The 22,990-nt window shown below is 58.4% G+C and carries 19 protein-coding genes; 7 read left to right on the top strand and 12 right to left on the bottom strand.

Annotated elements, in window-relative coordinates; all coding sequences use genetic code 11:
• Positions 1-7: 7 nt before the first annotated feature.
• The 3 genes from ACSV9I_RS20730 to rpmG all read left to right on the top strand — a co-directional run bounded on the left by ACSV9I_RS20730 (position 8) and on the right by rpmG (position 2,133).
• Positions 8-457, top strand: a complete 450-nt coding sequence (locus ACSV9I_RS20730; RefSeq protein WP_438330648.1) for a DUF983 domain-containing protein — start codon at positions 8-10, stop codon at positions 455-457.
• 233 nt (positions 458-690) lie between these two features.
• Positions 691-1,875: an MFS transporter gene (locus ACSV9I_RS20725; protein WP_438330647.1), complete on the top strand. Its 1,185-nt coding sequence runs from the start codon at positions 691-693 to the stop codon at positions 1,873-1,875.
• Positions 1,876-1,965: 90 nt separating this feature from the next.
• The gene (gene rpmG / locus ACSV9I_RS20720; RefSeq protein WP_006727600.1) at positions 1,966-2,133 is read left to right on the top strand and encodes a 50S ribosomal protein L33; all 168 of its coding nucleotides are present in this window, start codon (positions 1,966-1,968) and stop codon (positions 2,131-2,133) included.
• A 781-nt stretch (positions 2,134-2,914) separates the two neighbouring features.
• Here rpmG and ACSV9I_RS20715 read toward each other — a convergent pair.
• Both ACSV9I_RS20715 and ACSV9I_RS20710 read right to left on the bottom strand, forming a co-directional pair.
• Entirely contained in the window at positions 2,915-4,288 is a 1,374-nt protein-coding gene (locus tag ACSV9I_RS20715) for a PleD family two-component system response regulator (protein WP_054159021.1), read from the bottom strand.
• 10 nt (positions 4,289-4,298) lie between these two features.
• The gene (locus tag ACSV9I_RS20710; RefSeq protein WP_054150644.1) at positions 4,299-4,670 is read right to left on the bottom strand and encodes a response regulator; all 372 of its coding nucleotides are present in this window, start codon (positions 4,668-4,670) and stop codon (positions 4,299-4,301) included.
• Positions 4,671-4,807: 137 nt separating this feature from the next.
• Between ACSV9I_RS20710 and ACSV9I_RS20705 the strand changes: the two genes are divergently transcribed.
• The 4 genes from ACSV9I_RS20705 to ACSV9I_RS20690 all read left to right on the top strand — a co-directional run bounded on the left by ACSV9I_RS20705 (position 4,808) and on the right by ACSV9I_RS20690 (position 8,723).
• Positions 4,808-5,101, top strand: coding sequence for a DUF3572 domain-containing protein (locus ACSV9I_RS20705; RefSeq protein WP_054159022.1), 294 nt, complete (start codon positions 4,808-4,810; stop codon positions 5,099-5,101).
• Positions 5,102-5,238: 137 nt separating this feature from the next.
• Complete coding sequence (locus tag ACSV9I_RS20700) at positions 5,239-6,522, top strand: DNA polymerase IV (protein ID WP_438330646.1); 1,284 nt, start codon at positions 5,239-5,241, stop codon at positions 6,520-6,522.
• 127 nt (positions 6,523-6,649) lie between these two features.
• Complete coding sequence (locus tag ACSV9I_RS20695) at positions 6,650-7,330, top strand: YoaK family protein (protein ID WP_438330645.1); 681 nt, start codon at positions 6,650-6,652, stop codon at positions 7,328-7,330.
• Between the two features lie 148 nt (positions 7,331-7,478).
• Entirely contained in the window at positions 7,479-8,723 is a 1,245-nt protein-coding gene (locus ACSV9I_RS20690) for a L,D-transpeptidase family protein (protein WP_438330644.1), read from the top strand.
• Here ACSV9I_RS20690 and ACSV9I_RS20685 read toward each other — a convergent pair.
• The 10 genes from ACSV9I_RS20685 to nuoN all read right to left on the bottom strand — a co-directional run bounded on the left by ACSV9I_RS20685 (position 8,720) and on the right by nuoN (position 22,978).
• A complete protein-coding gene (locus ACSV9I_RS20685) occupies positions 8,720-10,321 on the bottom strand; it encodes a sulfatase-like hydrolase/transferase (RefSeq protein WP_438330643.1) in 1,602 nt (533 codons plus the stop codon). The two genes, ACSV9I_RS20690 and ACSV9I_RS20685, sit on opposite strands and share 4 nt — an antisense overlap.
• Positions 10,322-10,445: 124 nt before the next feature.
• Complete coding sequence (gene dnaE / locus ACSV9I_RS20680; RefSeq protein WP_438330642.1) at positions 10,446-13,946, bottom strand: DNA polymerase III subunit alpha; 3,501 nt, start codon at positions 13,944-13,946, stop codon at positions 10,446-10,448.
• A gap of 329 nt (positions 13,947-14,275) precedes the next feature.
• Positions 14,276-14,965, bottom strand: coding sequence for an ABC transporter ATP-binding protein (locus ACSV9I_RS20675; protein WP_438330641.1), 690 nt, complete (start codon positions 14,963-14,965; stop codon positions 14,276-14,278).
• A gap of 14 nt (positions 14,966-14,979) precedes the next feature.
• Positions 14,980-16,287, bottom strand: coding sequence for a lipoprotein-releasing ABC transporter permease subunit (locus ACSV9I_RS20670; RefSeq protein WP_438330640.1), 1,308 nt, complete (start codon positions 16,285-16,287; stop codon positions 14,980-14,982).
• 22 nt (positions 16,288-16,309) lie between these two features.
• Positions 16,310-17,632 (bottom strand): proline--tRNA ligase, encoded by a 1,323-nt coding sequence (gene proS / locus ACSV9I_RS20665; protein WP_438330638.1) that lies wholly within the window; start codon positions 17,630-17,632, stop codon positions 16,310-16,312.
• A gap of 514 nt (positions 17,633-18,146) precedes the next feature.
• Positions 18,147-18,416, bottom strand: a complete 270-nt coding sequence (locus ACSV9I_RS20660) for a DUF1467 family protein (RefSeq protein WP_438330637.1) — start codon at positions 18,414-18,416, stop codon at positions 18,147-18,149.
• A 151-nt stretch (positions 18,417-18,567) separates the two neighbouring features.
• On the bottom strand, positions 18,568-18,972 hold the full coding sequence (gene mce, locus ACSV9I_RS20655; protein ID WP_438330685.1) for a methylmalonyl-CoA epimerase: 405 nt from the start codon (positions 18,970-18,972) through the stop codon (positions 18,568-18,570).
• Positions 18,973-19,081: 109 nt separating this feature from the next.
• On the bottom strand, positions 19,082-20,749 hold the full coding sequence (locus ACSV9I_RS20650) for a ribonuclease J (protein ID WP_438330636.1): 1,668 nt from the start codon (positions 20,747-20,749) through the stop codon (positions 19,082-19,084).
• A gap of 19 nt (positions 20,750-20,768) precedes the next feature.
• The gene (locus ACSV9I_RS20645; RefSeq protein WP_438330635.1) at positions 20,769-21,536 is read right to left on the bottom strand and encodes a biotin--[acetyl-CoA-carboxylase] ligase; all 768 of its coding nucleotides are present in this window, start codon (positions 21,534-21,536) and stop codon (positions 20,769-20,771) included.
• Positions 21,533-22,978 carry an NADH-quinone oxidoreductase subunit NuoN gene (gene nuoN / locus ACSV9I_RS20640; RefSeq protein WP_438330634.1) on the bottom strand — a complete coding sequence of 482 codons (1,446 nt, stop codon included), beginning with the start codon at positions 22,976-22,978 and terminating at the stop codon, positions 21,533-21,535. Before nuoN ends, ACSV9I_RS20645 begins: the two co-directional genes overlap by 4 nt.
• Positions 22,979-22,990 lie beyond the last annotated feature (12 nt).

The following is a 22,990-nucleotide window of genomic DNA, read 5'->3' as shown; positions in this document are numbered from 1 at the left end:
GACTGTGATGACGACGAACCAGACACATCTGCCGGCACAGTTCGGTGGTCAGGATCAGGCGGAACGTCCGCTTGGCCGCTCCATCAAGCGCGGTATGCTGAATACGTGTCCCGCCTGCGGCCAGGGAAAGCTCTTCCGCGCCTATCTCAAGGTCACCGACCGCTGCGAGGCCTGTGGTGAGGACTATCACCATCACCGCGCCGACGATCTGCCTGCCTATCTCGTCATTCTGCTGCTCGGCCACATTCTGGTTGCGGGCTACATGATGACCGACATGGCTTTTCCATTGCCAGGCTGGGTGCATTTCGCCATCTGGGCGCCGATCGGTGTGGTTACCTCCCTCCTCTGCCTTCAACCGATCAAAGGCGGCGTCGTTGGTCTGCAATGGGCGTTGCGCATGCATGGCTTCGGCGGGCAGGACGACGAGGCCGACCAGACGGGTGGGCATCAGGGCTGAATCAGTCGTCACGTCCCTGTTTAATGTTTGCTGATATGGATGATCGCTGCAAATCGCGATTCTTCAATACCTGCCCGCCAGTGGGTTGACAGGCCCGCGATTTGCAGTGTGAACATGCCGTGCCTCGATGCACGATCAGGAGCTAATACGCGCAATGCCATACCAGATGCCGAAGCACTCTCCGCTTCAAGGCGGAGACTTTCCGCAGGTCGGATTTGATTGCAGAGGCGCTGATGTCTGAGGTGAAGTGCGCGCCCAACGGCGATCGTGAAGATATTCACTGGTACTCGCTGATTGCAGCCATATCGGCGATATCAGCTGTCGGCATTGCCATCGGTCTTGGCTTGCCTCTGCTGAGCATCATCCTCGAGAAGCGGGGTATCTCCTCGACCCTGATCGGGCTGAATTCGGCGATGGCCGGGATCGCGGCGATGATCGCGGCGCCACTTACGACGAAGATTGCGCATCGCCTCGGTGTCGCCAACACCATGCTCTGGGCCGTACTTCTCTCGGCCATCAGCGGCGTCGGCTTCTACTACGCCACGCAGTTCTGGATGTGGTTCCCGCTGCGCCTCGTCTTCCACGGCGCGACCACGACGCTCTTCGTACTCTCTGAGTTCTGGATCAATGCGGCTGCGCCCTCGCGGCGGCGCGGGCTTGTCATGGGCATATACGCGACAGTGCTGGCAATCGGCTTCGCCTGCGGGCCTCTCCTGTTCTCCGCGCTTGGCAGCGAGGGGCTTCTGCCGTTTGCGGTCGGGGCACTTGCGATTCTCGCAGCTGCCATCCCGATCTATATCGCTCGCAATGAAAGCCCTGTTCTCGACGAGAAGCCGGAGCAGCACTTCCTCCGCTACATCTTCCTCGTGCCGACAGCGACCGTTTCTGTTTTCGTCTTCGGTGCTGTCGAGGCTGGCGGCCTGTCGCTCTTCCCCATCTATGCCACTCGTACGGGCTTCAGCGAGAGCCAGGCAGCGCTTCTGCTGACCGTGATGGGCATTGGCAACATGGTGTTCCAGATCCCGCTGGGCCTCATCTCCGACCGCATGCGCGACCGCAGACTGCTCCTCTCCATCCTGTCGGTCGTTGGCCTTACGGGTTCCTTGATGCTGCCATGGCTTTCGGAGAACTGGATCCTGATGGCGGTCGTGCTACTTTTCTGGGGCGGCAGCGTCTCCGGGCTTTATACCGTGGGCCTCAGCCATCTCGGATCGCGACTCACGGGTGCCGACCTCGCCGCCGCCAATGCTGCCTTCATCTTCTGCTATGCAGTTGGCACGGTGGCTGGTCCACAGGCAATCGGTGCGGCCATCGACGTGACGGGCAATGACGGTTTCGCCTGGGCTATCGCGGGATTCTTTGCACTCTATGTCGTGCTTTCCCTGGGTCGCCTGCTTTTTAGCCCGAAACGGACTTGACTTTTCGGGCGCGATTTGTAGTTTCGCGCCAGATTTGCCGTGGACATCGTTCGGTCGTCCACGGCTTCGTTTATTAGAGGCAGGACGACCATGGCCAAGGCTACAACCATCAAGATCAAGCTTCTGTCGACGGCCGACACGGGTTTCTTCTACGTAACGACGAAGAACAGCCGTACGATGACGGAAAAGATGACGAAGACCAAGTACGACCCGGTTGCTAAGAAGCACGTCGAGTTCAAGGAAACGAAGATCAAGTAAGATCTCGTTGACATCTTCAAAAAAGAGCGCGTCCTTGGGGCGCGCTTTTTTTATGTCCGCTTTCCCGCGCGTCAGCATATCAGCGACACACCCCTCCCCCTCGTCGGGGCACAAAAAAACCGGCTCCCGCAAGGGAGCCGGTTAAGAATAGGGGGTCGGTCGGCATGAGACACGGCACGAGGAACCGTTAATCGTCACACGCCAACCGACCGACCCCACGACCCAGGAGATGCGGCGGACCTGAGCATCATGGGGTATTCCGCTGCCTCCACGCGAGGCATCTGTGATGCACAGAAGTTCTCTCACCCCGAGAGAAAAATCAACACTTTATTAACTGAAACACTGCGGCATGTACCAACATGGTTAAAATCAGCATGGCAGAGCTTAATTAGCTATACCTTACACCAAAACAATTCCAAGGTCGGCGTGAACATTCATCAATTGCGGGAAAGTATTGCAGATAACTGACCGAACGCTTGCTCATAGCCCCTCAACAAAAGAAAAGCCACGAGTAGATAGACTATACTAATATAAAGGTAAGTCCCTTGCTCGGAGGATCAACGTCGCCAAGACATGCCATCGGCCGGTGGCCGAATGTGTGCATATGTTGTCACAGATGCGACAGTTGCAAACACAATCCGTCAAAAGGACTGCAAACAGTCACAATCGACACCAAGGGCGGCTTTTCGCCACCGGCGCTGGACAAATCTGTGAATAGCGTCATTTTCGCGAAATCGGGAGCTCCATGCAACTCCCCGTTTATGGCGCGTCGAATCACAGATTAGGCGGCAGCAGCAACAACACGATTGCGTCCAAGATTCTTGGCTTCGTACAGAGCCAAATCCGCCTGCTTCAGCAGTTGCTCAGGCGTCACGATCCCCGGGCCAAGCGTTGCAATCCCCATGGATGCCGTCAGCATCAACGGCATTTCGCCGGTGCGTAGCTGGAAGGGCCGCGCCTCGATCATGCTGCGCAGGCGCTCGGCAACGCTCTGGGCGACCTCGGCAGAGGTGTCGGGCATGACGACAACAAATTCTTCGCCGCCGTAGCGACAGGCGAGATCAGCGCCGCGCACGGTGCTGCGAATGCGCCCGGCAAACTCCTTGAGCACGTCGTCGCCCGCATCGTGTCCATGCACATCATTGACCTGCTTGAAGCGGTCGATGTCTGTGATGCAGATCGTCAAGGGGCGGCCACGGGCCATGGCGCGGGCAAACAGCGTCTTCAGATGCGTATCGAGGTAACGTCGATTATGGAGCCCCGTCAGGCCATCCGTCACGGCCAGCTCAATCGTCTGACGGACATTGGTGCGCAGCCGGTCATTATAGCGCTTGCGGCGGATCTGCGTGAGGGTTCTGGCGACCAATTCATTCGGATCGATGGGACGGACGATATAATCGTTCACGCCAAGGTCCAGCGACCGGATGATCATCTGCTCGTCGCCCTGCTCTGTGATCAACAGGACCGGCAACATCCTGGTACGCTCCAGAGAGCGCAATTGCGAACACAGACGCAGAGGATCGTAGTCTTCCAGATTACCGCTGACGATGACGAGGTCGAACGGACTTTCCGCAGCCTCAAAGACGGCGGCCTGCGGGTCAGACATGGCCGTGACTTCGGCAATCGGCTTCAGGGCCTTGATGATGCGCTCTTGCGATGCTGCCCTGCTGTCCACCAGCAAGACCTGAGCCTGCTCCTCCAGGCGCCCGTCCTGCAGACGGAGGGGATCGTCCAGTGCCTGCTGCAGGTCGGGCTGCGACCGCAGGCGCAACTCATCGCTCAACGTCTTGAGACGCACGAGGCTCTTCACGCGCGAAATCAGCTGCAAATCATTGACAGGTTTGGTCAGGAAGTCGTCAGCACCGGCCTTCAGGCCGCGTACACGATCCGACGGCTGATCGAGGGCCGTGACCATGACGACGGGAATATGCGCAGTCCGCGGGTTCGACTTCAGACGTTCGCAGACTTCGAAGCCGTCCATTTCCGGCATCATGATATCGAGAAGGACGACATCGACCTGGGTTCGATCGCAGATATCAAGCGCGTCGCGACCGTTGCTGGCCGTCAGGACGTCGAAATACTCCGCCATCAAGCGTGCTTCAAGCAGCTTGACGTTGGCTGGAATGTCATCGACGACGAGAATACGCGCTGTCATGGTTCAGTCCTCACGCATCGCCGAGATAGGTTTTGATCGTCTCGATGAACTTCGGAACGGAAATCGGTTTGGAGACATAGGCTTCGCAGCCGCCCTGACGGATCCGTTCTTCGTCACCCTTCATGGCAAAGGCGGTGACCGCGATCACGGGAATGACATGGAGTTCCGGATCGTCCTTCAGCCACTTGGTCACTTCCAGTCCCGACACTTCAGGCAGCTGGATATCCATGAGAATCAAATCGGGACGATGGCGGCGCGCGAGATCCATGGCCTCCATGCCGTTGCGAGTCTGCACGGTTTCATAACCGGATGCCTCGATAAGATCGCGGAAGAGCTTCATGTTGAGCTCGTTGTCTTCGACAATCATTACCTTTTTCGGCATTCACCCGATCCTTGATCTCGCGTTGCTGTGGCCGATGCGGCGACTGATGCTCACACGAGTTGCTTCTTCCGTCGCGTTGCATGCTAGTGCTATTTGGTTTCGAAATCGGAAACTTGCCAGTGCTGGTGGAAAACTTGATGAAAAACAGACCAATACCACAGGATGCAGAAACGACTGCGATTGCCGTTCTAGGTTGGCTCGCAGGCGAACCGGAGATGCTGTCACGCTTCCTTGCACTCTCGGGCGTACAGCCGGGCGAAATGCGCCTGGCGGTGGGCGATCCTGGCTTCCTGGCAGGCATGCTGGAGTTCCTGATGCAGCATGAACCGACGCTGATGGCATTCTGCACGGCTACAGAAACACCACCGGAGACCGTGGTGGCCGCCTATCACCACTATGTCAGCCCCGGCCTTGGCTCTGGAGAGTACTAGGCTTTTGCGAGCGGAAGAGACTTGATCGGAGGATGCCGCATACCCTGGCTCAATGTGTTTGAAAGCAGACAAAACAAGGGGCTTGCCAAGTCCGGGAGCACGGCATACCGTGATGATGTTCAACTTTTGTTCCAACAATGTCACGCGCCGCTCAAGACTATCCCGGCTTTTGTCGCGACTGCCTGGCTGGCCAACCGGTAGGCCTGAGGCGCTGTCGTGCCTGTGGCAGCCCTCGCCTCGTCTATCATCCTGAGCTCTATCAACTGACGTTGGCGCATATCGACTGCGACGCCTTCTACGCATCTGTCGAGAAACGCGACAATCCCGATCTGGTCGACAAGCCTGTTATCATCGGCGGCGGCAAGCGCGGCGTGGTGTCGACCGCCTGTTATGTCGCACGCATCCACGGTGTGCGGTCCGCCATGCCGATGTTCAAGGCCCTCGAAGCCTGCCCTCAAGCTGTGGTGATCCGTCCGGACATGGAAAAATATGTTCGGGTGGGACGTGAAATCCGGGCCATGATGGAAGAGCTGACGCCGCTTGTGCAGCCGATATCGATTGACGAGGCTTTCCTTGAACTGAGCGGCACGCAATTGCTGCACCATGATCCACCGGCCCGCGTCCTCGCGCGCTTCGCCAAACGTGTCGAAAGCGAGATCGGCATCACCGTCTCGGTCGGACTGAGCTACTGCAAGTTCCTCGCCAAGGTTGCCTCCGATCTCAACAAGCCGCGTGGCTATTCGGTGATCGGGGAAGCCGAGGCCGTGTCCTTCTTGGCCGATAAGCCTGTTGGCCTCATCTGGGGCGTCGGCAAGGCTTTTGCCGCGACGCTTCAGGCAGATGGCATCCGCACCATCGGGCAATTGCAGGGCATGGATGAAACAGAATTGATGCGCCGCTACGGCTCCATGGGCCAACGCCTCTCCCGTCTTTCACGCGGCAATGACGATCGCAGCGTCCGGCCAAACGATGCTGCAAAGAGCGTATCAGCCGAGACAACATTCTTCGACGATATCAATAGGATGGAAGATCTGGTTCCGCATTTGCGTGAACTGTCGGAAAAAGTTGCCTGGCGCTTGAAGCGGCATGGGATTGCCGGGCAAACTGTTGTCTTGAAATTGAAGACCAAGGACTTCAAGAGCCGCACACGCAACCGCCGACTGGACGATCCGACTCAGCTTGCCGATCGCATCTTTCGCACGGGGCTCGCGCTGCTCGAGAAGGAAGCCGATGGCACCCGTTTCCGGCTCATCGGCATTGGTGTCAGTGACCTTCAGGATCCCTCTACTGCAGATCCAGGTGATCTCGTCGATCCGCAGGCGGCAAGGCGGGCGGCGGCTGAAGCTGCCATGGATCGATTGCGCGAGAAATTCGGCAAGGGTACAGTGCAGACCGGCTATACCTTTCCCAAGCGATCCTAGGCCTCAGTCCTTGCGAAGCACACCTTCCTCTCCTCCCGCCGTCAGCGTCGGCGGAGCGCCACAAAAACGGCGTTGGCGGCTCGTCCGCATTGCCTCGGCCTATCGACGCAACCGACAGAACGATCTTTTGCTTGGCTCGATCCTCGCCTTTGTGGCCGGCGCCATGAATGCCGGCGGGTTTCTCGCATTCGGCCAATACACCTCGCACATGACGGGGATAGTCTCTGCTCTTGCAGACAATCTGGCGCTCGGATTATTTGCCCTCGCCGGCTCGGGCCTTGTGCTCCTCGTCTTTTTCCTCTTCGGCGCGGCTTGCTCGGCGATCCTGATCAACTGGGCGCGTCGACATGCCCGCCGGCAGCAATATGCCTATCCTCTTGCGCTGGAATCCGGACTGCTGATCGCCTTTGCAGGGCTGGGGATCGTCATGCCCCCTGTTCTGGTCGCATCGGCAACCGCCATGCTGGTCAGCTTCACCATGGGCCTGCAGAATGCGACGATCACGAAGATTTCCGGTGCCAGAATCCGCACCACGCACCTCACCGGCATGATCACGGATATCGGTATCGAAGTTGGAAAGCTCGTCTATGACTGGGTTGCCCGCCTGCGCCACCGCCCACCAATCCCAAGTGACCCGGGCAAGCTTAAAGTTCTGCTCCCGATCGTGACCTTATTTTTTGTCGGCGGTTTCACGGGAGCCCTCGGCTTCAACGCACTTGGCCATGTGTTTTCTCTGCCGATTGCGGCACTGTTGCTGCTCGTGGCATCGCCACAACTGCGGACAGGGCACCGATACAGATCAAGCTAGGCCCAGACGGCTGCGAACCGCAAAGCTACCGCCGGCTTTTATCCGTGTATAAATGCTCGTGGTCCGGCTCACAGCCAGCTTCTGAAAGTTTTCTTAAGCATCACACCCTAGCATCGGGCTTTCCCGATTTCGGTTCCAGTGGTGGTTCATGATCAAGCGTTTTCTGATGACCTTCAGCCTTGCTGCAAGCACGGCCCTGGTCTGCCCCGCTTTGGCGTTCGCGGACGGACCGCTCCAGATCTTCGTGTCGAAAGCAACACAGACGCTCACGCTCTATGAAGGTGACGACCTTGTTGCAACCAGCAAAGTGTCCACCGGCAAGACCGGTCACCGGACCCCCTCGGGTGTGTTTTCGATCCTGGAAAAGCGCAAATATCACAAGTCGAACATCTATTCGGATGCGCCCATGCCTTTCATGCAAAGGCTGACATGGAGCGGGATTGCCCTGCATGAAGGGCGTATTCCTGACTATCCGGCGTCGCATGGCTGCGTAAGGCTGCCTCGCGACTTCGCACGCTCGCTCTATGGCATGACACGGCGCGGTGTCCATGTGATCATCACCGAGGCTCCGATCGAGCCACGCAAGATCGTTCACGCAGCCCTGTTTGCACCAAGCCTGCCAGCCCCTTCGCCCGCGCTTCTGTCTGATGCCAGGCCGGAACCCGCGTCGGGACTGCGCGGGAGCCAACCGGTCGAAGTGGCAATGACGGCCTCCAATACACGGTCGGCGCCGGGTATTCTTCGCGAGGCAGAGGAACCAGCGGCATTGCGCATTCTGATCACCCGCCGCACCGTGACAGACCAGGTGCGCGACGTGCAGGAAATGCTGACTGAACTCGGCTTTGACACCGGTACGGCAGACGGCGTGCTCGGATCAAAGACCATCGCCGCCATCAAAGGCTACAGGGCTGCGCACGAGATTGGCGACAATGGCGGCATCCTCTCCGAAGAGTTCCTGGAATCGCTCTATCACATCGCCGGGCGACCGCAGCCTGCAGCCGGCAAGCTCCTGGTTCGGAGCGCGTTTGAGCCACTGTTCGAGGCGGATGTCGGAATCAGGGACCCGCATCTCGGCTTGGGAACCCACTTCCTCGTGCTCACCTCCAGTGACCGAGAGCGTCACACGGCTGAATGGCGCGGCGCAACCCTTACCGACAACCTGACGAACAGCGCGATGGCGCGCCTCGGTATCACACAACCAGCCGACAATGGCGCCCTTTCCACGGCCGAAGCTGCCCTCGCCCGCATCGAGATCCCGAACGACCTGCGCAGCCGCGTCGAGACACTGCTCGGCGCGGGTTCTTCGCTGACGATTTCCGACAATGGTACGAGCATCGAGACAGGCAAGGGCACTGATTTCATTACGCTGACGCGGGATGAAATGGGAGGCTAGCTGTCTCCGCCCAACGGAGCATCCAGGCCCCACAAGCGATCACGCAAACGTCCTGCATCCTGGATGGCACGGTTGACACCCGCCACACCGAAAAGACCCACCAGCGTCGGATCGTCCGTCTGTAGAGCATGCCCCAGTCCGGCGCGGCCTTGGGGAGGCGCAATTCCAAGATCCTGCAGGATGGTTGGGAAGATATCGAGCGTTGACGCAGGCTTTGTCTGGACGCCCTGCCTGTCCACTCCAAGAACAAGCAAAAGGTTTCGACGCGGCTGCTCGTTCAACTTGCCATAAACCTCGTTTCGCATGGCAAGGTGATCGCTCTGGATCACAACAACGGTGTTTTCAAGAAGGCCATCCGCTCCCAACCGCTTCACGAAGCGCTCAACCAACAGATTGGTACAGGCGAACCCTTCCAGCGTGTGGTTCGGCTGGCTCGTAACAAATGGCTCAGCATCGCAAGCTGGAGATATGAAACCTACAGGACTATGACCGCCCAGTGTCGTCAGCATCACACTGAAAGGGCCTTGTTCACGCTGCAAATCCCGAATTTCATCATAGGCCACGTCGAACATGTCCTCGTCGTGGAGGCCCCACGCATTGGACCGTCCGGGAAAGCGCTGATGCAATTCGTCAAAGCCAAGGAGGCGCTGATATCCATGATTGGCTGCAAAACCCCTGGTGCCTGCAAAATTGAGGGATGCCCCCTTCAGGAAAACATTCTGATACCCACGTTTCGCAAGCACATCACCCAGACACCGCGCATTGGGCAAGAGATTGTCCACCAGGTCGAAAGAATTTTCCCTGATCACGCCCAGCGCAAACAATGGTACTCCGCATGTTGCGGCAACATGGCCAGCCAGCGTCCATCCAGTCTGCTCGACTTGCTCAATATTGGTGGCCATCCACGCTTCCTGTGAAAGCCGCTTGAGCGGATCTGCAACATTGCCGAAACGGCTGGTATCGAAAAAGGTGCTTTCCGCGCTTTCGAGAAAGATGTGAATCAGATTCTTCGGCCGCACCGAGGTCTGGATTGGCGGATCGGCGACCACATAGTGTGATCCCAGATCAACCGGAGGCGGCTCGCTAAGTGCGAGCGCATGCTGCGCGCCCCACCACAAAAGCGGATTTGCACCGATCAGCACGATCGGCAAGCAGAAGTTGATAAGCCGCAGCGCAGCGGACATTCGCGCGAGAATACACCATCCCACTGCCATGAAGGCAAACGGTAGAGCCGCGAGGATTGCGTCGTGGAGAGTTGTTTTCACGACGTTGTTTGATGCCACATCATAGCGAAAATGAAAAAGTATCGCGTTTAGGTCGATATCACCAAACAGCGAATAAAGAACGAACCAAAGGGCAAAGAGAACGATCGACAGAACAGACCAGAACAGGTTCACCCTGCAGATCGTCATGGGGAAAAACTTGATGAGGCCATAAAGGAAGAGTGATGCTGCACTGAAGGCCAACAAATGGTCAGCGATCGTCAAATTGTACAGGTTTCCGAGGGACGAGGCCAAGCCAAGCGAGAAAATGGCGGCCCATAAAAAACCGCGGAGCGGACGGTAATTGTCCAGTCTTTTGAAATCGGCAGTACGCATAAAACACCCCCATAGATATTTGACTATCTATAGAGCACAACCGTTTCGAACTGCTGAACGATAATTGTTCACACTGAGGCATTGCGGCACAGGCATGAGCCGCAACACCATTACCCAACATGCCTTAGACCAACTCGACGTCCAGCACCCCCGGCGTGGAGCGCATGGCAGCGGCGATTTCCGGCGAGATACGGAAACGTTCGGTCAGTTCCACCTCGATTTCCCGCCGGCCATCGTCCTTGATGACGATGAAGGAGACCAGGCCGTCACCGCGGGTGTTGAGATGAGCGGCGACCGAACGCAGGGGGCCGGAATCACGGACATAAACCCGCAAGGCCTTCTGCATGCGGATCGACTGCTCCTCCAATGACTGCGCCGTCTGGATGCGCAGTCCGATACCTTCGGGCCGCTCTTCCGCCTGCACCGTGATCACCAGCGATTTGCCCGGTTCGAGAAGATCGCGATACTGATTCAAGCCCTCAGAAAAGAGCACGGCCTCGTACTGACCGGAGGCATCGGACAGCGTGACGATACCCATCTTGTTGCCGGTTCTTGTCTTGCGCTCCTGACGCGAAATCACGGTCCCTGCCAGCCGCCCGGCCGTCGCGCCCTGTTTTACCGCGCCGGAAAAATCCGCAAAGTTCTGGACGCGCAGCTTGTCGAGCAGCGAGCGATAGGAATCAAGCGGATGGGCGGACAGATAGAAGCCCAGAACCTGAAATTCCCGCATCAGCTTTTCAGAGGGCAACCAAGGCGTGAAAGGCGCGAAGGCGATCTTTTCCGGCCCGCTTGCACCGCCAGCGCCAAACATGTCGGATTGGCCGCTCACGGCATTTTCCTGCGCACGCTGGGCGTAACCCATGATGCGGTCAAGGCTGCCGATGAGTTCGGCACGGTCGTGGCCGAAGCAATCGAAGCCGCCAGCGGCAATCAGGCTTTCGATGACACGGCGGTTGACCTGTTTCGGATCGATCCGCAGGCAAAAATCCTCAAGACTCTCGAAAGGCGTATCGCCGCGCACCGCCACGATATGCTCGACCGCGGCCTCCCCGACACCCTTGATGGCGGCGAGCGCGTAAAAGATTTTGTTCGGACCGGTCTGAAAATGGCGGAACGAGGTCTGCACCGACGGCGGCACGACCTCAATTCCGAGGCGACCGGCATCCTGGCGGAAATCAACCAGTTTTTCGGTATTCGACATATCGAGCGTCATAGACGCCGCCAGGAATTCGACCGGATAATGTGCCTTCATATAGGCGGTCTGATAGGACACGATGGCGTAAGCTGCGGCGTGCGACTTGTTGAAGCCATAGTTGGCGAACTTGGCCAGCAGTTCGAAGATGTTGCTCGCCTGTGGCTTGGATACGCCGTTCTTCATCGCGCCGTCGACGAAACGGGCGCTCTGCTGATCCATCTCCGCCTTGATCTTCTTACCCATGGCGCGGCGTAGAAGGTCGGCCTCGCCGAGCGAATAGCCCGACAGGACCTGGGCAATCTGCATAACCTGTTCCTGGTAGACGATAACGCCCTGGGTCTCCTTCAAGAGATAATCGATAGAAGGATGGACTGTCTCGATCTCCTCCTCGCCATGCTTGCGGGCATTATAGGTCGGGATGTTTTCCATCGGACCCGGGCGATAGAGCGCCACGAGCGCGATAATGTCCTCGATGCAGTCTGGCCGCATGCCGATCAGCGCCTTGCGCATGCCGGCACTTTCCACCTGGAACACACCAACCGTTTCGCCACGCGACAGCATTTCATACGTGGGCTGGTCGTCGAGCGGAATGGCCGCCAGATCGACCTTGTGGCCGCGCTGTTCGACGACGAAATCGACTGCGGTCTTCAGGACCGTCAATGTCTTCAGGCCGAGAAAGTCGAACTTGACCAGGCCAGCCTGCTCGACCCATTTCATGTTGAACTGGGTGACCGGCATGTCGGAACGTGGATCGCGATACATCGGCACGAGTTTTGACAGGGGCCGATCACCGATGACGATACCGGCGGCATGGGTCGAGGCGTGGCGATAGAGACCTTCGATCTTCTGGGCGATATCGAGCAATCGGCCGACGACCGGCTCCTTGTCGATTTCCTCCTGGAATTTCGGCTCTTCTTCGATGGCCTTGGAAAGCGGTGTCGGATTGGCCGGATTGTTGGGCACCAGCTTGCAGATCCGGTCAACCTGACCATAGGGCATTTCAAGAACACGACCGACATCGCGCAAAGCCGCACGGGCCTGCAGCGAACCGAAGGTGATGATCTGCGCGACCTGCTCGCGGCCGTATTTCTGCTGAACGTAACGAATGACCTCTTCGCGCCGATCCTGGCAGAAGTCGATATCGAAGTCGGGCATGGAAACGCGATCGGGATTGAGGAAGCGTTCGAACAGCAAGGAGAACCGAAGTGGATCGACATCGGTGATCGTCAGCGCATAAGCGACCAGAGAACCCGCACCTGAGCCACGGCCGGGACCGACCGGAATATCATGCTGCTTGGCCCATTTGATAAAGTCAGCAACGATAAGGAAGTAGCCTGGGAACTTCATTCGCTCGATGACGGACAGTTCGAAATCAAGCCGTTCGCGATAGTCCTTTTCGACATAGCCCTTCGCCATGCCGAGTGTGGACAGACGCATGTCGAGACCTTCCACCGCCTGCCGCCGCAATTCGAGCGCCTCCTCGCGCTCTGCTTCCTGCGGATCGTCACTGCCACCCGTAAAGCGCGGCAGGATCGGCTTGCGCGTGTCCAGAATGAAGGAACAACGCCGCGCAATTTCAACGGTGTTGTCGAGTGCCTCCGGCAGATCGGCAAAAACGGCCTGCATCTCGGCCCGGCTCTTGAGATAGTGATCCGGGGTCAGGCGAAAACGATCGTCATTCGAGACGATGGCGTTGTGTGCAACGGCCATCAGCGCGTCATGTGCATCGTAGTCACCACGCGAGGGGAAGAAGGCCTCGTTCGTGGCGACCAGCGGCAGATCGTGATCATAGGCAAGTTGCACGATATTTCGCTCATGGGCGCGATCGTAATTGCCATGCCGCTGTAGCTCGACATAAAGCCGGTCACCGAACAGTGCCTTCAGGGCCACGAGCCTTGCTTCCGCCGCCGCTCGATTGCCATCGCGCAAGAGGCGATCGACAGGCCCGCCACCGGCACCCGTCAATGCAATCAGTCCCTCTGTCCCCGTCTCCTCAAGCCAGGACCGCTTGACGTGAACTGGTTGGCCGGCATCCCCGCCCAAATAGGCGCGCGACACGAGATCCACCATTCTCTCATAGCCTGCGGCATCGGCAGCGAGCATCACGATCGCGGGAAAGTCGGGCATATGACCGTTGCCGCCCCGCTTCTCACCATGTCCATCCTCCATGTCGACCGACACCTGGCAGCCAATGATCGGCTGTATGCCGTCACCGAGAGCCTTCTGGGAGAATTCCAAAGCGACAAAGAGATTGTTGGTATCGGTAATTGCGATCGCCGGATGGCCGTCAGCGACGGCCTTGCCGAGGATCTTCTTCAGAGGCAGTGCCCCTTCCAGCAGGGAATAGGCAGAATGCACGCGAAGATGGACAAAGCCTGGACCTTCTCCGCTTCCTGCGGATGCATCGTTGTCGACAATCGCCTCGCCCATGCTCTCGGCCCTCGCATCTTCTGAATCGCACCAGTGTCAGTGCTTGAGATACCGAAGTCCAGACACGGCGTCGACGCGAAAGCGTCTCTCTACAGGTCTTTCATGGAAGTCAAAATCACAGTGCCATCATCAAAACAGCCATGCTGGCAACAAACACGGTCATGGAGGCAAATGCAGCAACGTCACGAAGCAATTCGGTCATGTCTGGCTCCCGTCTGTTTATGTTTTTATTTTGTTCCCTTATTGTTCTATTGTCAACCTAAAAAAGCGCGTGGACACGCGGGAACAAAATCCCACGTGCCATAATGAAGGCAGCGATGTGTCGAAGTTCAGATCGAGATTTCGACGACTTTTCCGTCGATGAGGGTGACGCAGCGATCCATGCGCTGCGCGATCTCGTGGTTGTGCGTTGCTATCATGGCTGAGAGACCAGATTGCCGAACAAGCGCTTCCAGCGCCGAAAAGACATAACTTGCCGTTTCCGGGTCGAGGTTGCCGGTCGGCTCATCAGCAAAGAGGACAAGCGGCGCATTGGCAACCGCGCGGGCAATCGCGACACGCTGCTGCTCACCGCCAGACAGCTCGGCCGGGCGATGGTCCGCCCTGTGGCCTACCCGCATGTAATCAAGCAATTGCTGCGCCCGCTCCGCCGCATCGGCCTTGGGCAGACCAGCAATCAGTTGCGGCATCATGACGTTTTCCAGTGCCGAGAATTCCGGCAGCAGATGATGAAACTGATAGACGAAACCGATCGAATTGCGGCGGATGGCCGTGCGCGCCTCGTCGCCGAGATCCTGGCAAGAGACACCGCCGATTACGACTTCGCCAGCGTCTGGATGTTCGAGCAATCCGGCAACATGCAGCAGCGTCGACTTGCCCGTGCCCGAAGGCGCAACGAGTGCCACGGTTTCGCCGGTGCGCAGGGTAAAGTCGGCACTCTTCAGGATCGAAAGAACCGTCTCGCCCTGGCCATAATGGCGGTCGATGCCGGTCAGCGATAGTACGATGTCATTGGCCATCGGAATCGGCATCCTCATTCGTAACGCAGGGCCTGGACCGGATCGAGCTTTGACGCGCGCCAGGCCGGGAAGATCGTCGCCAGGAAGGACAGGCCGAGCGCCATGATGACGACGGATACGGTCTCGCTCGCATTCATGTCGGCCGGCAACTGACTGAGAAAATACAGCTCCGGATCAAAGAGAACAGTGCCCGAGACCCAGGAAAAGAACTGGCGGATCGACTCAATGTTGAGACAGACGAGCACACCGAGCAGAACGCCGGCAAAAGTGCCTGCCGTTCCGATCGCAGCACCCGTCATGAAGAAGATGCGCATGATAGCGCTGGAACTCGCGCCCATGGTGCGCAGGATGGCGATGTCGCTCGACTTGTCCTTCACCAGCATGATCAGGCCGGAAATAATGTTGAGGGCAGCAACAAGCACGATCAGCGTCAGGATCATGAACATCACGTTCCGCTCAACCTGCAGGGCGGAGAAGAAGGTCTGATTGCGCTGGCGCCAGTCCGTGATGAAGATCTGCCGTCCCGCCGCCTGCTCGATCAGCGGGCGCAGCGTATCGACGGCATCCGGATCCTGGATGAAGAGCTCGATCGACTGAACGATGCCCTCAACGTTGAAATAGAGCTGCGCCTCTTCGAGCGGCATATAGATGATCGAGGCATCGTATTCCGACATGCCGATCTCGAAAATGCCCGAGACCGGATAGGACTTGACTCGCGGATTGACGCCAAGCGGTGTCACGTCGCCCTCTGGCGAAACAAGTGTGATCGTATCGCCGGCAGACAGGCCCAGTTGGGCCGCCATGCGCGAACCGACCAGAACTCCCTGCCCCGCAGCAAATCCAACCATGTCGCCCTGGCGAATATTGCTCGATACGGTGGCAAGCTTCGTCAGGTCGTCCGGGCGAATGCCCCGCACAAGCGCACCGGTACCCGCGCCCTCGCGACCCGAAGCCAGCGTCTGGCCTTCGACCAGAGGCAGCGCCATCGTTACTCCTGGCACTGCACTCATACGCTCCGCAAGGCCCGCATAATCGCTGAGCGGCTGATCGATCGCCTGAACGATCATGTGGCCGTTGATCCCGAGAATGCGGGAGACGAGCTCGGTGCGAAAACCGTTCATCACCGCCATGACGATGATCAGGGTCGCAACGCCCAACATGATCCCAATGAAGGAAAAGCCGGCGATCACCGAGATGAAGGCCTCCTTGCGGCGGGCACGCAGGTAGCGCCACGCCACCATGCGTTCGAAGCCGGAAAAGGCTCGTGCAGTGCCGGCTTTCCCAGACCCTGCCGTCTCGTTGCCAGCGGCTTGGCTCGCCATTGTCACTCCTTGCTACTCGCTATCAGGCGGTCAGCTTATTGATCGCAGCTTCGATCGTCAGCGTCTCGCGGGCACCTGTCTTCCGGTCCTTGAGCTCGACTTCGCCGGCAGCGACAGCACGCGGGCCCGCGATCACCTGGACCGGAACACCGATCAGGTCGGCTGTTGCGAACTTGGTGCCGGCGCGATCGTCGGTGTCATCGTAAAGCACGTCCTTGCCAGCGTTCTGCAAGGCTGCGTAGAGGCGCTCGCAGGTGCTGTCGCAGGCCTGATCGCCCGCCTTCATGTTGATCACAACCGCATCGAATGGCGCGACGGACGCCGGCCAGATGATACCGTTCTCGTCATGTGAGGCTTCGATGATGGCCGGAACGAGGCGTGTCGGTCCGATCCCGTAGGAGCCCATATGGACCAGGTGTTCCTTGCCGTCCGGACCTTGCACCTTGGCACCCATCGGCTCGGAATATTTTGTGCCGAAATAGAAGATGTGACCGACTTCGATCCCGCGGGCAGACAGACGTTCGCCTTCGCCGATGGAATCGAATGCGGCCGCGTCGTGCATTTCGGATGTGGCCGCATAGACCGAGGTCCATTTATCGAAGATCGCCTGCAGGCCCTCGACACTGTCGAAATCGGTATCAACCGCCGGAATGTCAAAATCAACGAAGCTCTTGTGGCAGAAAACTTCGGATTCGCCGGTATCAGCGAGAATAATGAATTCGTGGCTGTGATTGCCACCGATCGGACCGGTGTCGGCGCGCATGGGGATAGCGCGCAGTCCGAGGCGATCGAAGGTGCGCAGGTAAGCGACGAACATCTTGTTGTAGGAATGGATCGCGTCGGCCTGGGTCAGGTCGAACGAATAAGCATCCTTCATCAGGAACTCGCGCGAGCGCATCGTGCCGAAGCGCGGACGGATCTCGTCACGGAACTTCAGCTGGATGTGATAGAGGTTGAGCGGCAGGCTCTTGTAGGATTTCACGGAGGAACGGAAGATGTCAGTGATCATCTCCTCATTGGTCGGACCGTAGAGCATCGGCCGGTCTTGCCGGTCGCGAATCCGCAGCATTTCCTTGCCGTAATCCTCGTAACGACCGCTTTCCTGCCAGAGCTCAGCCGACTGCAACGTCGGCATGGAGAGCTCGATGGCGCCAGCGCGGTTCTGCTCTTCCCGGATGATCGCGTTCACCTTGTCGAGCACGCGCTTGCCAAGCGGCAGCCAGGAATAGATGCCCTGGCTCTGCTGGCGGATCATGCCCGTGCGCAGCATCAGGCGGTGAGAAACGATTTCAGCTTCCTTCGGGTTTTCCTTCAGGATCGGCATGAAGAAGCGCGACAGACGCATAAAGACTTCCAGACGGTTTTGGATGCCGCAACCAGGCGGAATCAGCGATTGAAACGGGTTAACAGAAAGCGTTCATAGCCGTTCGGGTCGCAGAAGAAAACCCGCAAGCGGATCAAGCGATCGTCACCCACAGAAGCGCAGCGCAAGGGTGCGCCGCCGGCGCTTAGACATGTCTCAACGCGTCGGAGACGTCGTTTTGATGACTTTCTTGCGACAAATTTTCCATCAACACTTTTTTCGTCCAAGTGTAACAAATCTGCATGATTGGGTAGTGACAACGGTAAATGTTTGGGCTAGGTTCAGCCCATAAAACAGGCAGGAAGAACAAATTCTTGTCATACTCGCGGTCAAGTCTTGGGAGGATCAGATCTTTGGCGCGCCTCGTCGCAGCCCCTTAAGTGGTGAAGGATCACGCGAATATTAGAACAAGGTCTCGCGACCTTGTTTTTTTTTGCCCTGGTGACGGGCAAGCTCGTCAAAAGAATTCGGCGGGCACTGCCCGCCGCTTCCGCACTTATTTAATAGCGGGAATGATGACCGGCAGGTCTTTCATGCTGAAGCCGAAAACGGCCTCCCCCGCGATCCATGCACCGTAGATCAGAGCCGATACCAACGTGGTCAGCAAGAAAATCCGGCCACCGCGAAAACGACTGGGAGCGCTTGCGACCGTCCCAGGTGTGACGCTCTGGTCTTCCGCCTGGGTTCTGAGGCCGATCGGCAGGACCGCAAAAAGCGTCAGCCACCAGATGACGAAATATACTGCAAAGGCGGAGATAATCGCCATCTTCAACTCCTTATGCCGATCCATGCCGATCCCATCGGGCGATCCGGCGCAGCTCTTCTATAATACCGCGATGCTCGAAGCTCAAAGACCAAAGCGTCGCATGGCAGGAACCGGCTTGCCCACGCGACAAATTCTGGCAATGAGTAATTGATCAGACCTGCTCAAGCTCGATCAGAGTGCCGAAGAAATCCTTGGGATGCAGAAACAGCACGGGCTTGCCATGCGCGCCGATCTTCGGCTCGCCGGAGCCGAGCACTCGGGCACCAGACCGTACCAGGTCCTCGCGCGCTGCGACGATATCAGCGACCTCATAGCAGATATGATGCATTCCCCCGGCTGGGTTCTTGGCCAGGAAGGCAGCAATCGGGGAATCGGAACCGAGCGGCTCGAGAAGCTCGACCTTTGTGTTTTCAAGCTCGACGAAAACCACGGTCACGCCATGCTCCGGCAGAGCTTCTGCCTGCGAAACACGCGCGCCAAGCGTGTCGCGATAGGATGCTGTTGCTGCAGCAAGATCCGGAACGGCAATGGCGATATGATTGACGCGACCAAGCATCATGTCCTCCTCAGGTGAGAGCAGCGAGTGCGACCAAGGGTGCCAGACTGGCATCTGCGCGCCGCATCGTGCGCGCAGCACCTTAGTCTCGGCCCGCCTTATCAGTCCCTCAGACTTTGGTCAGGAACACCGTCACGATCGGCTTCTTGCCCCAGGCCTCGTTGGCGGCGGAGCGGACCGAGCGGCGGATGGATTCGCGAACCGTTTCCAGTTCCTTGCGGCGGCTGCGCGGAATGCTTTCCACGGCGCCAAGCACCGCATCATAAAGCGTGTCTTCCATCAATTCGCCTTCATGGTCCAGTTCCGGAAGACCAAAGGCAACCACATCCGGGTCTCCGATGAAATCGAAGCGGCTGTCGAGGAGAACGCTGACGGCGACATGGCCGACATAGGACAGCTTCTTGCGGTCCGAGATCCCCATCTCATCCATCGAGCCGACCAAGCGGCCGTCCTTGTACACCCGGCCGAAGGGTGCTTCGTCGATGACTTCGGCAGGACCTGGGGCCAGACGCAGGACATCGCCGTTGCGTACACTCGGCACCTGACCGATACCGGCCTGAAGGCCGAGTTCCCGCTGCGCAACCAGGTGCGCGGCTTCGCCATGGACTGGCACCAGGATCTGCGGACGCGTCCACTCATACATCTTCAGCAGCTCGTTGCGGCGCGGATGGCCGGACACATGCACGAGGGCATCGCTGTCCGTCACGATATGCACGCCCTGCTCAATCAAGCCATTCTTGATGTCGAGGATCGCCTTCTCATTGCCCGGAATAGCGCGTGAGGAAAAGACCACGGTATCGCCGGCGGCAAGTGCCACATTGCGCATCTCGTCGCGCGAGAGCTTGGCGAGCGCGGCACGGGGCTCGCCTTGGCTGCCGGTGAGAATGACGACGACTTTGTCACGCGGGATATAGCCATACTCATCCTCGGCGATGAAGGGCTGGATACCTTCCATGATGCCGATATCATAAGCCACTGCCGTTACACGCTTCAGCGAACTGCCAAGCAGCAACACTTCGCGACCGGCGGCTTCCGCCGCCTGGGCGATCGAGCGGATGCGGCCGACATTCGACGAGAAAGTGGTGATCGCAACACGACCTTCCGCAGCCTCGATGATCTTGCGCAGACCTTCAGAGACCTCCTCTTCAGACGGAGAGACACCGTCACGCATGGCATTGGTCGAATCGCAGAGAAGGGCCAAAACGCCCTCGTCGCCGACGGCGCGGAAACGCGCCTCATCGGTCATCGGCCCAAGTGACGGATTATGGTCAATCTTCCAGTCGCCGGTATGGACGACATTGCCGAGCGGCGTGCGGATGACCAGCGACATCGGTTCCGGGATCGAGTGGTTAACGCCAATCGCTTCAATTTCGAAAGGACCGACATTGATCCGGTCGCCCTGTTTGAAAGGCGTGATCGGGATTTCCGCGCGAGACCCTTCATAGGCACGCTTGGCCTCCAGCATGCCGGCAGTAAAGCCGGATGCATAGACTGGCACGTTGAGCCCCGGCCAGAGATCGTTCAATGCGCCGTAGTGATCCTCATGCGCATGGGTGATGATGATACCTTTGAGGTTCTTCTTCTGCGCCTTGATAAAACGGATATCGGGAAGCACGAGATCGACGCCCGGCAGGTCGGGACCGGCAAAGGTCACGCCGCAATCGACCATGATCCACTGGCGGTTTGACGGCGGACCGTAACCGTACAGTGCGAGGTTCATGCCGATTTCGCCCACGCCGCCCAGCGGCAGGAAAACCAGTTCGTCGTTCTTGGTCATTCTTCTTTCCGTTCCAGTCCTACCCGAAAAACACATCACCAGCGGCAACCGACAGAATTCCATCCGCGCCGCGGTCGAGCAATAAAAGTCCCTTATCATCGATTCCGGAAAAGATACCGGAAATCGAGCGATCCGGCAGGTTCACCGTAATTTTCTCACCCATACCACAAGCGACACTGCGCCAGCGCCGAACGATCTCGGCGATCCCTCGGCCCTGATCCCATACGCTTAGAATTTCCGCCATCTCGACATAGAGATGGGCGAAAAGTTCCTGCGGTCCGATCGATACGCCCTGATCTACGAGCGAGGTGACGGGATAGAGCGCGAGATCCGGCCTCTCGCGAATATTGATGCCAATACCAATCACGAGCGCCAGCTTGCCGTCCAGCAAACGCTCGGCCTCGAGAAGAATGCCGGAGGTTTTGCGGCGCCCGATCATCACATCGTTCGGCCACTTGATCTCAACCGGTTCGCCGCCTGGTGGCATGACTTTGGCAATCGCGGCCCGCACGGCCAGCGCCACGGCGAGAGGCAAGGAAGCGAGTTGTTCCTGCGTCGACGGATCAATCAGAAGAAGGGAGGAATAAAGGTTTCCGCGCTCGGAAACCCATTCGCGACCGCGCCGACCGCGGCCGCCGGACTGGCGTTCAGCCGTGATCCAGAGAAAACCAGCTTCGCCCGCGCGAGCGCGGGCGAATGCTTCCGTATTGGTGGACGAGACTTCGTCGAGGGCCTCGTGCCGGAAATCGTCAATCGATATCCGGCGCGTGTGCGAAAGGCTGGTCAATTAAACAGCGTCTTTGCAGCCGCTTCTGCGGCTGTGCCAAGCGGGCCGCCGAAGAAGATATAGCCGAGGACGAAGAGACCCGACAGGCCAAAGACAAGGCGCAGCTCGATGGCCGTGCGGGCAAACTCGCCCTTCGGTTCGTCGAACCACATGACCTTTACCACCCGCAGGTAATAGAAGGCACCGATAACCGACGCGACGACGCCGATGATAGCGAGCGCGTACAGCTTGGCCTCGATGGCTGCGACAAAGACGAAGTACTTGGCGAAGAAGCCTGCGAGTGGCGGGATACCTGCCAGCGAGAACATCAGTGCCGTGAGGACAAACGCCATGAACGGGCGCGTCGTCGAGAGGCCAGCGAGATCGTCGATGTTCTCGACATTGCCGCCTTCTTTGCGACGCATCGCCATGATGCAAGCGAAGGAGCCGAGCGTCATGATCAGATAGATCATCATGTACAGAAGGACGCCCGAGATGCCGGTTTCGCTGCCCGAGGCAAGACCGACCAAGGCGTAACCCATGTGACCGATCGAGGAATAGGCCATCAGGCGCTTAATGTTGCGCTGACCGATCGCGGCCACTGAGCCGAGAACCATGGAAGCGATCGAGATGAACACGATGATCTGCTGCCATTCGGCAAAGATCGGCATGAAGGCGTCGATCACAACACGGACCATGATCGCCATGGCGCCAATCTTGGGAGCCGCAGCCAGGAAGGCAGTCACCGGGGTGGGAGCACCTTCGTAGACATCAGGCGTCCACATGTGGAATGGGACGGCCGAGATCTTGAATGCCAAACCGGCGAGGACGAAGACCAGACCGAAGATCAGGCCGAGCGAAGGTTCGCCCTGCGAGAGAACAGCGGAGATCTGCTCGAAGCCGGTATTGCCGGTGAAGCCGTAGACCAGCGACATGCCGTAGAGCAGCATGCCGGACGACAGCGCACCGAGCACGAAATACTTCAGACCCGCTTCCGTCGAGCGCAGGCTGTCACGGTTGATCGCTGCGACGACGTAAAGCGCCAGCGACTGAAGTTCCAGCGACATGTACAGCGTGATCAGGTTGTTGGCGGAGATCATCAGCATGATGCCGAGTGTCGCCAGGACCAGCAGCACCGGGAATTCGAACTTGTCGAGATGGTCGAAACGAGCATGGCCAACGGCCATGATCATCGCCACGACCGAGCCAGTCAGGGCCAGGATCTTCATGAAGCGCGAATAGCCGTCGGCGATATAGGCGCCGTTGAAGGCTTGGCCCTCGCCGCCCGAAAAGACGAGCCAGGCGCCCGCGAAGATCAAAAGCGCCACGGCAAGGCCGGTGACGAGGTTGGTCGAGCGGTTGCCGGAAAAGACGCCGATCATGAGCAGCACCATGGCGCCCACGGCCAGGATCAGTTCCGGCGTGACCAGATGCAGACTAGTGATGAGAGTTTCAGCGGTCATGTCCAAAGGATC

Origin of the sequence: Rhizobium sp. G187, assembly GCF_051549525.1 — a bacterium.
Taxonomy (GTDB): domain Bacteria; phylum Pseudomonadota; class Alphaproteobacteria; order Rhizobiales; family Rhizobiaceae; genus Allorhizobium.
This window is presented reverse-complemented; position numbering and strand designations above follow the sequence as displayed.